Origin of the sequence: Emticicia sp. BO119 (genome assembly GCF_013912375.1) — a bacterium.
In the GTDB taxonomy this organism is placed as follows: domain Bacteria; phylum Bacteroidota; class Bacteroidia; order Cytophagales; family Spirosomataceae; genus Emticicia.
In genome coordinates this window covers 1-13245 of the sequence record NZ_JACETV010000012.1, presented here as the reverse complement: position 1 = coordinate 13245, position 13245 = coordinate 1, and the positions used below count along the sequence as shown (strand labels likewise).

Annotated in this window: 11 protein-coding genes and 1 pseudogene; 3 read left to right on the top strand and 9 right to left on the bottom strand. The window is 35.7% G+C overall.

The features are described from left to right. Nucleotides 1-608: 608 nt before the first annotated feature. The 3 genes from H1R81_RS25505 to H1R81_RS25495 all read right to left on the bottom strand — a co-directional run bounded on the left by H1R81_RS25505 (nt 609) and on the right by H1R81_RS25495 (nt 5494). Nucleotides 609-3449, bottom strand: a complete 2841-nt coding sequence (locus H1R81_RS25505) for a 3-coathanger stack domain-containing protein (protein ID WP_181843590.1) — start codon at nt 3447-3449, stop codon at nt 609-611. Nucleotides 3450-3567: 118 nt separating this feature from the next. Next, entirely contained in the window at nt 3568-4479 is a 912-nt protein-coding gene (locus H1R81_RS25500; RefSeq protein WP_181843589.1) for a lytic transglycosylase domain-containing protein, read from the bottom strand. A gap of 70 nt (nt 4480-4549) precedes the next feature. After that, the gene (locus H1R81_RS25495) at nt 4550-5494 is read right to left on the bottom strand and encodes an alpha/beta hydrolase (protein WP_220275314.1); all 945 of its coding nucleotides are present in this window, start codon (nt 5492-5494) and stop codon (nt 4550-4552) included. A gap of 297 nt (nt 5495-5791) precedes the next feature. On the opposite strand from H1R81_RS25495, the gene H1R81_RS25490 reads away from it, so the two are divergent. The 3 genes from H1R81_RS25490 to H1R81_RS25480 all read left to right on the top strand — a co-directional run bounded on the left by H1R81_RS25490 (nt 5792) and on the right by H1R81_RS25480 (nt 8331). Further along, nucleotides 5792-6403, top strand: coding sequence for a hypothetical protein (locus H1R81_RS25490; protein WP_181843587.1), 612 nt, complete (start codon nt 5792-5794; stop codon nt 6401-6403). A 304-nt stretch (nt 6404-6707) separates the two neighbouring features. Continuing rightward, on the top strand, nt 6708-7889 hold the full coding sequence (locus tag H1R81_RS25485) for a BamA/TamA family outer membrane protein (protein WP_181843586.1): 1182 nt from the start codon (nt 6708-6710) through the stop codon (nt 7887-7889). Nucleotides 7890-7977: 88 nt separating this feature from the next. Then, complete coding sequence (locus H1R81_RS25480) at nt 7978-8331, top strand: DUF3592 domain-containing protein (protein ID WP_181843585.1); 354 nt, start codon at nt 7978-7980, stop codon at nt 8329-8331. A gap of 80 nt (nt 8332-8411) precedes the next feature. Here the strand turns inward: H1R81_RS25480 and H1R81_RS25475 are convergent, their stop codons facing one another. The 6 genes and pseudogenes from H1R81_RS25475 to H1R81_RS25450 form a co-directional block, all read right to left on the bottom strand. Next, nucleotides 8412-8918, bottom strand: coding sequence for a transposase (locus H1R81_RS25475; RefSeq protein ID WP_181843584.1), 507 nt, complete (start codon nt 8916-8918; stop codon nt 8412-8414). Nucleotide 8919: 1 nt separating this feature from the next. Continuing rightward, nucleotides 8920-9390 (bottom strand): MarR family winged helix-turn-helix transcriptional regulator, encoded by a 471-nt coding sequence (locus H1R81_RS25470; protein WP_181843583.1) that lies wholly within the window; start codon nt 9388-9390, stop codon nt 8920-8922. A gap of 187 nt (nt 9391-9577) precedes the next feature. Next, the gene (locus H1R81_RS25465; protein WP_181843582.1) at nt 9578-10051 is read right to left on the bottom strand and encodes a hypothetical protein; all 474 of its coding nucleotides are present in this window, start codon (nt 10049-10051) and stop codon (nt 9578-9580) included. A gap of 132 nt (nt 10052-10183) precedes the next feature. Next, nucleotides 10184-11593 (bottom strand): serine hydrolase, encoded by a 1410-nt coding sequence (locus tag H1R81_RS25460; protein WP_181843581.1) that lies wholly within the window; start codon nt 11591-11593, stop codon nt 10184-10186. 138 nt (nt 11594-11731) lie between these two features. Beyond that, nucleotides 11732-12889, bottom strand: a complete 1158-nt coding sequence (locus H1R81_RS25455; protein ID WP_181843580.1) for a DUF1624 domain-containing protein — start codon at nt 12887-12889, stop codon at nt 11732-11734. A gap of 240 nt (nt 12890-13129) precedes the next feature. Continuing rightward, a pseudogene (locus H1R81_RS25450) lies at nt 13130-13245 on the bottom strand (IS1 family transposase); the annotation flags it as partial.

The window sequence follows — 13245 nt, the reverse complement described above, 5'->3', positions numbered from 1 at the left end:
TAATTATAAAAAGTGAACTGCGTTTTTTAGTTTCTAACTATCCAAATCGCCAGAAAACAAACATGCCAAAACCCCTTATGATATGGGGTTTTGGTTTTTTTTATTTTACTGAATTAAGCAGGCAATAAAAAAAGAAAAATCGTAAGATAAAATCTTACGACTTTCTAAAACAACTTTTGCTGTAATCAGTCTATTGGATAGACTGATTACAAATTTTATTTTATTTTTTTGTATTTTCCAAAGAATATGTCACAATATTGCAAAAAAAAAAAAATGACTTCGCAAAATCATTTATTTTGTACTATTTGAAGCAGTTTTCATGCCAAAAAAAAATAAAATACAATTTTCATTATAAGAAACACTAATATTGATGGCAGGTTTTTATTAAAAAGCAATAATATCTTTAGAATGCCTTTAAAAATAATATTTAGTATAAAGAGTATTAATTTTATATCTTTAAAAATTACCTGTAGATATTTTATGCAAGTATTTTGTTTAACTGAATAGAATTTTTCTGAGAAATTTCTTCTACAAAACAAAGGTTCTTAATTTTTTTTAATAACTGTATTCACTAATACTTATTCAAAACAAGAGTATTAATCGAATTATCAATTTTTGAAATTACAGGTTTGATTTTTTATTTCCGCCTTAAATATACTTGTAGATACATTAGATAAACTTGTAGTAAAGCCAGGATTAAGCGTAATACTTTTAGGGGCATAATAGTTTACACTAATTCTGCCATCTAACTTTTCAGTAGAAACAATTGTAGTAGCCGAACGCTCTGTTTTTGATTGATTGCTTATACTATCTAAACTTAACTCGTTTTTACAGATTCTGAATACAAACCACTCCTGGTTATAAAAATCATCACTGACTGATACAAGGGTTTCTTTTTCACTCAATGGATAAGTTCCAGTACTCGGAAATCTGCCATACCAGTAATCATCTTTTTCAAGAGTAGTTATCATCTGTGTTCCGCCTATTGTTCCATTGCTTAAAAACAAATAATTTTTGCGCGTATTATCAGGGCCCTCGCTACCATTGCCTAAAGTTGTAAAAACCATATTGTTTTCTAAACATAAAAAATCTTCCCGATTAAATTTCCCTACTTGTTTCAGCAATAAGCCTTCTCCGGTTATGGTATCGTATTTATAAAGGAAGCCAAACTGGCTGTATTCTTTATTCAACCCAATATAAAGTATATTATTACATAAGCGTAAAATACCCGTTCCGGTGTACTCTTCACCTGTGCCTGATATATGATATACTACATTTTCATTCGTTCCATCCGACCTCCATAATGTTGACCCTTCGCCATAGGGTGATCTCAAATAATAAAAATAATCGGGTGTGAAATAAACATCGCTTTCTTCATTTGAATTATTCATTCCAAGGGTCTTTACCAGAACTGTACCATCTGCTGTGCCATCAGAGAACCAGACCTGCCTTTCTGACCCCCCTGAAACGACAAAAGCGGTTTTACCTCGAAATGAGGTGCAGAGATCCAGACGGTCCAAAGGCAAAAAACTGGTGGCCTTTAATAGTTCAGGGGTGCTGGAGTTAGGTCTTAATAACCATACTTTCATACCGCCGGAACGTTTGGTAAATACGTATAGCCCCTCTGAGCCTAAATGCATAAATAACATCTGAACATCAGTAAAGGGGCATATCATTTGCGTAGTACCTGCCGTTCCCTGCGTACTCCATAAATTGTATTGATATGAATAGCCACTATAGGTAAAGAAATACGCCTTATTTTCGTCGAAAACAGGTCGGATGGTATAACAGTCATAGGGTAAAGTCTTAATAGTATCGGTAACACCAGCAGTAAAATTGGCTCTTTTCAGAACATTATATTCAATAAAATAAAAGGAACCATTTAACTTGAAACAAGTCTCTGTTGGTTGATAAGTTTTTGCTGGTACACCCCTTGTATTTTCAGGTGTTCCGTCGGTTTCAAATATTTTAGGATATTCCATCCGTCCATCTTTCGCCGAAAAGTAGGTTTTCCCCTGATGATTAAAAATGGGAGAAATATGTGGCGAATTTGATTGTTTCCGAAAGTCATACACTATTTTAATGGTGTCAGGTTGCACTTCATATAACTCCTTGCCAAAATTAAAATAAGTTGGCTGGCATATAGCCAATACTTTATTGTTCACTACCTCAAATTCAATAGGCCTATTATCCCAGGTATCCTCTTTGTAAAATTTATCATTTATCAGCACAGTACCGTTATAGTTCCCGGTAGTCTGATAAATGCTTTTGCCATGAGAGAAATACAAGTTCTGATTTACAGGATTATATACCATTTTAAAAGAGCTTTCATAGGGTGTAATATGTCCGGTTGATATCATTATCACCACATTTCCATCAGTTTTATAGAGAGTCTCATTAGCAATAAAGAATATATATCCGTCTTTCGAGGCTATTTCATTAGGTCCAAACATGCCATAGTTTTTATAATAGGCTACGCGCTTTGTATTTTCATCAGTGCCGTCTGTCACCCATATTTCATATTTATTGCCTACATTTATAAATAGAAAAGCTTTAGTACCTACTTCATATATCCCAAAAATAGTTATAGACTGATTCCCGATTTCAGAGAATGTCCGAGTATATTTAAAGGGGTATGTGCCTGCTTCAGTTCCATCTGACACGTATAAGGCATCATTTACCCCATCGTAAGCCTGAAAAATTAGTTTATTTCCAAATTTTGCCAGAAGGCCGTAATAAATAAATGCAGAGCCATTAGGGTTTATATCTTTTACCTTGACAGTCCCATCAGTCGTGCCGTCAGTAACCCACAACTCTCTATTAACGGTATGATTTATACTTATATCATCAGCCGTAAAAAATAGCTTTTCTCCAACTACTGTAAGATTCCTTGGTTCCGAACTACCTGTGGTACATATATCTTTCAGAAAGTAGGTATTATCTGTAGTTTCATCATAGTACATCAGTTCTTCACCGCTTCCTGTCGATTGTCCGTTTTTATAAAGATATGACTGAAAGAAAATTTTATTTTTGAAGAAAACCGGTGTAGCTTGGCTGGAAAATTGTCCCTCTGGAGCATAAGGTATTTTTACTATCTGAGATGAATTAGGATCAGATAGTCCCATGTTATAAGAATTGAAGAAAAGCAGTTTATTGTTGATGGTTTGAGCACCTCTGTATGTTCCATAAAACGCTGTTGTATTGGCATAATTAGTCGTAGTTGTTCCATTACTTTTCCAGAGTTCCCATCTGGGTGGAATATACGGGTTATAATCACTTGTGTCGATGCCTTCCTGCAATACCACTACCTGATTGTCAAGTTTCACCATCTGAAGAGGATGAGAGTCTGCTGTCTGGGTATTGAGATGTTTTAATATATCAAAATGGTATGTCTGCGCCGATACGGAATGAGACAAAAGGTAAAATAGTAAAAGTAAGTATTTCTTCATTAATGGGTCTTAGAATAGTCCAGCTTAATTTTTGCGAAATGTACAACTGTTTTGAGTTTATTTCAAAGAGAATTTCATTCTGCTTCATTAATATTTCAATCTATTGTACTTTTTTATGCTATTGCTTTGGCACTAAAAACTTATAGCTTTTCCCCTCCTTTACTTCAAACATTATATTCATCAGTTTATTTTGTTCGTAGTATTTATCAGACTTCACCGAACCAGGATTATATACCAGCCAGGGATTATAATATTTAAGTATTTTATAATTGATATTATACTTCTTTGCCAGTTCTATCAGATTTATATCTTCTTTTACCTCAACCACTTCCGTTGCTTCAAATGGCTCTTTTTTGCTAACTGCAAAACCATAATTAGCCGGATTTTCGCAAATCAGCTTTAAAGCTAACATCCTGAAGACGTAATCGTTAGTTTCTAAAGTCAAATGCAAATCATAATAAGATTGTACGCCTTGTGCTTTCAATGTATTCAAAATAGCTGTACGACCTGAGTTATAGGCAGCAGCCGTCAACGTCCAGTTTTTGAAAGTCTTATTAAGGTTATTCAGAAAATTACAGGCCGCCTGAGTAGATAATTCCAAATCCCTCCGTTGGTCAACAAATTTAGTTACTTCTAATTTATACTCTTTGGCGGTAGAATCTCTGAATTGCCAGAACCCCGCTGCTTTTCCCGAATTAGCATAAGGCCACAATTCGCTCTCAATAACAGCCAGATAGAAGAAATCTTCAGGTATCCTGTTTTTAGTTAATATACCCGTTATTTTCTCCTTATACCGCCCCACACGGTTCAGTATCATCAGGGTTGATGAATGTTTATATACGTTTTTGATCAGCTCTTGCTCCAACTGCTCACGAATGATCGGATTCTCTAAGGGTACTTTCTCGCCTGCAAGTTCGAGTGACGCGGGTATAAATGGTACAATAATTTTTTGCGCTACAGGTTGTTGCGCAAATACAATGCTTAAGCCGAGCAGGTAGATGAATAAGTATAAAAAAAGCTCTTTTTTCATGCTGATTAATGTTCCAACACAAAGTTCTGATATTTGAAATAATATTGAAACAGTAGTAAGCAAATAAAGTTTAAAACTTCGATAAAAAACCTGTAATATCTGCCTTCCACTCCCGCGCATATTTATTCAGATAATTTTCATGACCTGCCAAAGGGTAGGTTTTCAGTTGTTTCTCGCCTTGTAGATTGGCAAATATTTCATCTGTTTCTGCTCTGCTTACTTTGTCGTCTAATTCTCCATACATTAACAATGCGGGACAAGTAATTTGTTTGGCATATTTTGACGGATTATGCCCGAATGCCCAGAAATGATTTTGCAAACCACCCCAGAAAACAAGTAAACCTGCCATGGGAAAAGTGGGAGCATGCATGAGTTTGAATCTGGCGCAAACGGTTTCGTACATCGAACCAAACGGACATTCAATCATAATACCTGTGGGTTGAATGGCATAGTCGCTGATGGCTTTCATAATTGCCACAGCTCCCATAGAAGTACCCCATAGGTAAATCTTGTTTTCACCGATGCTTTTCAGGTAATCAAAACAGGTTTTTACCTCTGCTGCCTCAAAGAAACCTATGGTTGTCTGATTCCCTTCTGAACCACCCGAACCCATGAAATCTACCAGCAGAGTATTATATCCTAATTGTTGAAAAATAACTGATTTCTCCAGAAGAGAAGATTTTTCACCTGCGTAACCATGAAACAGCACTACAGTTCCTTTGGCATTTCCAGTTTTCATTAACCAACACTCAATAGTTTTATTACTTTTTAATCGGATGGTCTGATACGGTGTCGCAGGGAATTGCCAATTCGTAGGCCTTGGATTGTTGATACCCAATGCTAAAGATTTGAGTCTATGCATCAATGTAAGCTCTTTGGGGTCTCTGGTGCGGGCAAGTTTATTATCACCAAAATGGGTAAATTTATAGGCATGAAAAAAACCAACTATGTTCAATAATATAAAAACAATCAGGAGCAGGAAACCTATTTTTTTGAGTTTCTTTTTACGTGTCATCAGCATGATATACCGCTTTAGGAATACATAAAAACTGATTCAATAATAATAAACCTTAGAATTTTCTGAAAGAGAAATCCGTCATTTCCTTATAAATGTCCTTAAACCTCTCTCGATTTCCTTTGAATTAAGATTTTTAACTTCTCTTTAATACAAATTTTAAATCGCTTTTAAACTGACCCATTTACTTTGTCACAACAAAACGGCAACAAAACAGACCATAATATACGATTTTATGATAGGACTCACTTCTACGCTAATTAAATCATTATATTATTTTAAAGCTCAAACAAGACAATGAAAAAGAACATTATTATGGTAAGCCTTCTTACCTTACCATTTTTTGTCAATGCGCAAACAGCCGCTACCGGTTTAATTACTCACAACATAACCCCGGCATCATTTATGGGGGATATTCCATCAAATGGCATTTTCCTCAATGCTGATGAATTTGAGAATGGTATCCCTGAAATGGGCTTTGATAAAAAATCAAAAGACAATCATATCCGTGAGTTTGACGACAAATTGATTATCATTGAAAATACTGAAAAAACTAAATTTACTAAATCTGACATCTGGGGTTTCCGCAAAAACAATCAGGATTATCGCATCTATAATAATGACGATTACGCCATCGCTTACGCCCCAAAAGGCTTATCTGTTATTTTTTATAAATTGGGAGAAACAACAGGAGAGGGAAATATAAAAGATGTATTTGCAGATAATTACTACTTCAGCCGTAATAGCCAATCCGACATTTATCCATTAACAGCATCAAATATTAAAGAAGTATTTTCAGACCAGATTCCGTTTGTAGAAGCATTAAATAAAGTAAAATTATCCGACGAAATGCCGATTCATGAAATAGATAAAGTCTTATCTGAATATGTAAAAAATCATGTGAATTGATGGCATGAGACTAAACAGAAAATAGAGAAAATTTGTGAACAATAATTTGTCAGGAATTAAGCGGTGAGTTGTTGTAATAGACGATTGCCATTTGTGTACGGATTTTGCAGGATATTTCGTTTAATTATGGTAGCTCATCGCCGAACTCCGCAATACTTCCTCTTTTCATAAAAATCTTTTGAAAGAAAGGTGGTCTAATGCCACCTTTTTTGATTTATTTCGTTATCAAATAAATATCGTTCTGTCTTGCCCTGATTAACTATTCTTACCACATTTACTTAAATTATTGGCTTCTTTTGACCTTATGAGCATACGAATACGCATTATATTTTTATTACTTTTTACTCCAACAATTCTACTGGCTCAAATACCTTATTCACGGCAAAAAGATGCAACTGATATATTCAGACAAATTTTTAATATCAAAAAGCCTCGAAAAACTGATTCCACCTCACTGAAAGAGGGAGGCAAAGTGATAGCCATTTTGCCTACACCTGGCTATGCACCCCAAAGTAGATTTTTGTTACAGGCAGTTACTAATGTGGCTATACAAAACACCAATGCAAATACTTCAATCCTGAATTTATTGGCTGTTTATACCCAGAATAAACAAACTATTTTCCAATACACGACCAGTTATTTCTCCAAAAATAACAAGTATTATTTCTCTACCGACTGGCGTTTCATGAATTACCCACAAGCCACTTATGGCTTAGGCATGAATACTTCTTTAAATAATCCTGTTGATATGGATTTCAGATATCTGAAACTTTATGAGACTCTGATGCGTAACATTGGCAGGAATTTATATATAGGCATAGGTTATCAGTTTGATTACCATTGGAAAATACAAAGTATGGTTGACGGCCGTACCGTTGAGCATATTTCAGATTATTCTCTGGGGGTTGCAGGTAAATCTATTTCATCTGGGCCAACATTGGCTTTGTTGTTTGATAGCCGTACCAACTCTCTGAGTGCTACACAGGGCTTTTATGCTAACATTGTATTCAAACAAAGCCTTAAAACATTAGGAAGCAATACCAACTATCAATCTTTGCTGATTGATGTCCGCAAGTATTTTGACCTAAGCAAAAACACCAATCATATTCTTGCCTTCTGGTTTTATAATTTCTTTACTCATGGTACTGTTCCCTATTTAGATATGCCAAGCACCGGTTGGGATACCAACGTTAATACGGGCAGAGGCTTTATTCAAGGACGGTTCAGAGGTAAAAATCTGATGTATTTTGAAACAGAATACAGATTCGCGCTTACAAGAAATCAGCTTTTAGGTGGTGTACTATTCTCTAATTTGCAAACAGTAACAGAAATAGCCAATAATAGATTTCAGAAAGTTATTCCTGCCGTAGGCGCAGGGCTACGCATAAGAGTCAACAAATTTTCAAGAGCCAATTTAGCCATTGATTATGGTATTGGAGGGGATGGCTCCCGTAATATTTACTTTAATTTTGGAGAGGTGTTTTGAGTATTTATTGATTAGGATATTAATTGCGCTTGGATATTAGTTTTTCTACGGATTAACTTAAATCTACCATAGCTTAAAATGTTGTGAAATGATAATAGAAACCCTCATCTCTTCTTTTGCGGTTCTCATATTTGTTTTTCTTCCGTTTATAGGAAGAACCTACTGGATTTATAATCAATTGAGACAGAACGGTTTGACAGCCCAAGGGGAAATCACAGCTTATGAAGAGTACTCAAACAATAAGGGTGAAAAGTCTTTTTTCCCTGTTGTGAGATTCATTACAAATCACAAACAGGAAATTCATCAAAGAACTTTATATGGACTAAATACCAGTCAATATATTGAGGTAGGCTCAAAAGTGAAGATAATTTACTCAGAAAGTACCCCAACAAAGTTTATGTTAGAGAGCCATAATCCTTTTAAAATTAATGCCTGCCATTGATAGGTTTAATAACAGACCTGCTTAGTCCTTCTATTCTCTTTCAATATTCTTTATTAAGGGTATAACTTCATATCTGAAGTCTACTCAAACTTTAAATGCATGATTTTGATGCAAAGAGGAATCAATCCAAGGGAGATAGCAATAAAAATACCTACCCTAACATAATTCAACGCTCGCCAGAGGTTCGCTCTGCTTAGTAAATCACTTGTATTACTACCAACATTAGCTATTTTCTGAAACTCTATAATATTAGGCGCAAAATAAGCTAATGTCCAAACCCTTACTGCAAAATGAATAAGAAACAGAATCAACAGCCAGTTTCGGATAGAGTCCAATTTCCAACAGAAAACAATAGCCGCAATAAAAGTAATTTCATGAACCGAGTGCATCACTATCCAGAATGTTTTAAAATCAAGTCCGTATTTACCTTTGAATAATTGAAAAGATTCATCAGGCGATGCCGTCCACTTAGGTACAATTACGGCAGTTTCAAAAATCTGTGCGCCATTCATCAGAAAATAGATGAGTGTAGTAATAAAAAGCCAGGTGGCCCCTCTTGAAATATAATCTTTTGCTATGTGTTCCATTTTATTGTTCGTTATTTAATTCATAAGTTATTTCATTCATTACTGCCATAGTAGAGCGCAGGTATTTCTCAATGGCTCTCTTCTCACCAGCTGAAAAAGTTGAAATTATGCCTACTATTTTGCTTTGCAATAGCGCAAATATGCCTCCTAATAACTGCATGGCATTTTCTGTTTCAGGCACTATCATAATTTTTCTTCTATCGTCTTTGTCAAATGCTCTTCTGGCCAAACTTTTCTTTTCAAGTCTGTCCATCAAGCCTGTAACCGCGCCACCTGTAAGCCCTGTTAATTGGGCAAACTCTCCGGCTGTCATAGCCCCTTTTTGAATTAATATGCCCAGATATTTATGGTCAGTGCCCGTAAGGCCTGCTTTTCGGGCAATGGCTTCGTGCATCAGAATAGTGGCATCAGAAAAGAGTTTACCTAATTCGCTGATGGTCTGTATCTGTTCATTACTCAATTCTTGATTCATTATTAATAATTTATTTTAGTAACTAAAATATTTAGACAATAAAGTAAATTATTATAATTGAGTATTGCAAGGGTTTTACGGGAAATTTTGAGATTAAATAATAATTGAAGAGAGAGGAGACGTTAAAATGAATATCAGGATTAAATCCTCTGCAGGTAACACTTCTCTGCGACGATTTGAAAAATCGTCATACATGAATACCCAGTGCGACTACGGTAATGGCAGCTATTATACCTACTATTAAAAGTATTTTCAACCAGACAGGCATCCTACCCCAGATAGATTTTCGTTCTGATAATTCTGAATCAATATCCTCATCAAAATCTTCACGAAAGGCTTTAGGTTGTCTTTTTTCTTCGAGGTAATCCAGATAATCAAGGTAGGAATGAAACTGTTCGTACCATTCAATTACTTCAGGTCTTAAACTTATGGGGTTTTGATAAGCATTTTCGGGTGTTTCGGTATGAGTAATTATCAGCCGCTTACTGTTCAGCATATACAGTAGGTTCTGATAGTGCCTTTCTGTAAAATTAGGTACATCAGCAAACAGTTCTTTGCAAAGGGCTTCATAGTTGGGCAGTTGAGTCCAATCTAAGTTTTGTGTTACCTGATACTCGTATAAAGCAGCTATTATTTTATCTATCTGTTGATTTGTGGTCATGAAGCCTCTCGCATTTTGTCTTTGCTCAAAGATAGAAAATCAGACACATTCAGCCAATAGTCTGTTTTGAATTTATAATCTCGATTCTATCTCATTGCAAAAAACCAAATCTACTCTTTCATGAATCAACAATTATGGTTTTAGTTTTTTCAACATCCCTAACGAACTCAGATTCTTAGGGTCAAGCTCCAAAGCTTTTTTATAATACTTAATGGCGAGTTCTTTATTGCCGATATTATAATAGGCTTCTGCCAGACTATCAAAAGCATTAGACGAGGTTGGATAAGCAATTGTATTCAATTCAAAAATACGGATAGCTTCTTTGCCTTTCCTCTTGCTCATTAACTCATACCCTAATGAATTTAACTCTGATTCTGCAAAATCGTAATTTTTCGTATCGTTTGTCTGATAAGATTGATATTTTTCGATGGCCTTATCAATCCCCTCCTGCTTGATCAGCATATCCAGATGTTCGGCAATAGATATTTTAGGCATCTCATAAGGCTTTTTATGAATCATATTTACAATCGCCTCATTTATTTCCATTCTTTTGCTGATTCCTTTATTAGTAAGCATAATCACCGCAATACGCTCAGGGAGCATACGCCCGATAAAAGCCCGGTAAGTTCCGGTATTACCCGTATGCCAGATAAACTGATTGCCATCTTTTGCCGTGATGTTCCAGCCAAAACCATAGGTTGAAGTACCCTCTTTAACCGGATAAGGTGTATAGGCTATATCAAGTGTAGCTTTGTGTACCAGTTTTTCAGTACTCAAAGCATTCTCCCATTTAAACAAATCATCTACTGTTGAATACACCCCGCCTGTCACACCTCTATTCAAATCACCGTAAGGCGTATAACCTAAGGCCGCATTTTTCGGGTTTGATGATTTACCAACCCACACAAAAGTATCAGCCATTTGCAATGGATGAAAAACCTGTTGCAGCATAAAATCATCCCTATTCTGCCCGGAAAGTCGCTCTGTTATTACATCCAGCAACATATATCCTGTATTACTATACCGATATTTCAATCCGGGAGCCATAAACATCTTTGCCACATTGGCTTTATACCCCTGCAAAGTTTTAATGACTAAATCATTATTCAATCTTGGATTATCAATACCCAAATCACCAACGTCAGGAATACCGGAAGTATGTGTCAGCAAATGCCTGATAGTAATACCCTCTGCAAATGTATTTATTTCAGGTACATACTTTGTAACAGGGTCGTCGAATTGCAGTTTGTCTTGTTCAGCCAATAACATAATGGCCATTGAAGTAAATTGCTTGGCTAAAGAACCAATACAAGAAACTGTATTTGGCCTGAATGGTATATGGGCTTCCCTGTCTGCCTCTCCAAAACCATTTCGATAAATAACTTTCCCCCCAACCGCTACCAGAATACTTCCACTGAATTGCCCTCTTTGAGATAAAGCGTTCATCAGACTGTCAATTCTTTGACTGATGTCAGCTGCCCTTGCATTGGAAAAAGCACAAAGCAATAACGACAGGTAAAGTAATAGTTTTAGTTTTTTCATAGTTATAATAGCTTATCATAAGATTGTTTCACTATACAAGTATAATGCAATAAAAGGTACATTGTTATACACAGTTTATTAACATTTTGCACAATCTGTATAAGCGGCAACTATACTTGATGAGTGGCAGTTATTACCTTATAAATATTTCAACCACCCTTTTTCAGAGTGAGCTTCTTTATATTTTGCATACCAGCTACACTTTACATAGAGAATCACAACATCAACCAGAAAAACCAGATAGAGGAGTGATAATGGCCATCGGTTGGTTTCAGGTACTTGTGCAAAAGGGGCAGTTGTGTACCATTCCTGATGTGTAGCGCCGTCACGCAGATAATTAACAATCAAAGCACTGATATGAATAAGCAGAATATGCATGAGGTAATAAAACATAGGCACACGCCCAAAAACAGCTAAGATATGGGTTAACCACCCTTTTACCCGCTCGACCACAGGAACTAATGCAATAATAGGCCCTAATGTCATCAATACATAAAGTTGTGAAGGTGGATACTTGCTTTGATTGAGCAATCTGAAAAATAACGGCATCGGGTTATCAGGAGTATTGCTATAATACACTATTCTACTACCCACAATTGCAAATATAACAATAGCAGTTAAGCCTATTGCTAAACAGATTTTATCTCTGAGTGCGGGTTTCTTTAGCAAAATCAGCCCAAACCCATAGCCTGCCATCATTATACCAACCCAGGGAATCAATACATAAAGTACAGCTATATTACCTAAAGGCTCAAAATCTGAGGGATAAAAAAACGCCCATACCGACCCTACCGAACTCTGCATAGATTCAGGAAATAGCTTTGGTACATGGCTAAAGATTTGCTGGAAAGCAATTATCAATACCCCAATAATACCTATTACATAAGGTTTAAGGCGAATAAAAAGTGATAATAAAACCATACACCAACCAAGCATCCAGATAACACCAGCCAAGACAAATGAACTGTAATCAAGACTGAAAGTCCAGAAAAAACGAACGATTGTCAGTTCGAGGATTACCAATAATAACCCTCTCGTTAACAAAAATTTCATCAAACGTGATTTATCTGCTATTTTTCGTCCGTATAAAAAGGCACTTGTTCCGGCAAAAAAGGCAAAGGTTGGTGCACAGAAATGAGTAACCCAACGGGTAAAAAACAGGTCGGCGGTATAACCTCCTGCAGGAACGCCTGCATATACACGTACGTGGTCAATTGCCATTAAAACCATCACCAATCCTCGTAAAATATCTACGGAATGAATTCTTTGAGGTTGTTCATGAAATAGCTGTTTCATAATTTGAAAAGAGTTTTAGGTTTGGTTAGATCAAAAGGGCACAGTACGACCATCAGCTTCACCTACATCAGCCTTAATCAATCGTATTGCGCCCGATAGTTCTATAATATTGTTATTAAATTTATAGAATTTTGCTCAAAATACCATTAAAGGGAAAAATATTTACGCAGAAATAACATTGATAATCACCTTTTTATACCCTATTGAAATACTTAAAAGTCGTAATATGCCTAGGTAGTCCTAAAAATGTAATGCTTTCCTTTCAAGGTTATAATTGCAAATAAAGTACTTTATTGCTCCGATATGATTTTCCAAGGATTTAGAGAAGCTCAATGCTTTTCTAACTAATCTTGATG

Bases quoted from the DNA above. Each gene is read 5' to 3' on its own strand.
- H1R81_RS25490 (WP_181843587.1), top strand. From the start codon at position 5,792: ATGAAAAAGAACATTATTATGGTAAGCCTTCTTACCTTACCATTTTTT.
- H1R81_RS25495 (WP_220275314.1), bottom strand. From the start codon at position 5,494: ATGACACGTAAAAAGAAACTCAAAAAAATAGGTTTCCTGCTCCTGATT.
- H1R81_RS25475 (WP_181843584.1), bottom strand. From the start codon at position 8,918: ATGGAACACATAGCAAAAGATTATATTTCAAGAGGGGCCACCTGGCTT.
- H1R81_RS25470 (WP_181843583.1), bottom strand. From the start codon at position 9,390: ATGAATCAAGAATTGAGTAATGAACAGATACAGACCATCAGCGAATTA.
- H1R81_RS25505 (WP_181843590.1), bottom strand. From the start codon at position 3,449: ATGAAGAAATACTTACTTTTACTATTTTACCTTTTGTCTCATTCCGTA.
- H1R81_RS25465 (WP_181843582.1), bottom strand. From the start codon at position 10,051: ATGACCACAAATCAACAGATAGATAAAATAATAGCTGCTTTATACGAG.
- H1R81_RS25480 (WP_181843585.1), top strand. From the start codon at position 7,978: ATGATAATAGAAACCCTCATCTCTTCTTTTGCGGTTCTCATATTTGTT.
- H1R81_RS25455 (WP_181843580.1), bottom strand. From the start codon at position 12,889: ATGAAACAGCTATTTCATGAACAACCTCAAAGAATTCATTCCGTAGAT.
- H1R81_RS25500 (WP_181843589.1), bottom strand. From the start codon at position 4,479: ATGAAAAAAGAGCTTTTTTTATACTTATTCATCTACCTGCTCGGCTTA.
- H1R81_RS25460 (WP_181843581.1), bottom strand. From the start codon at position 11,593: ATGAAAAAACTAAAACTATTACTTTACCTGTCGTTATTGCTTTGTGCT.
- H1R81_RS25485 (WP_181843586.1), top strand. From the start codon at position 6,708: ATGAGCATACGAATACGCATTATATTTTTATTACTTTTTACTCCAACA.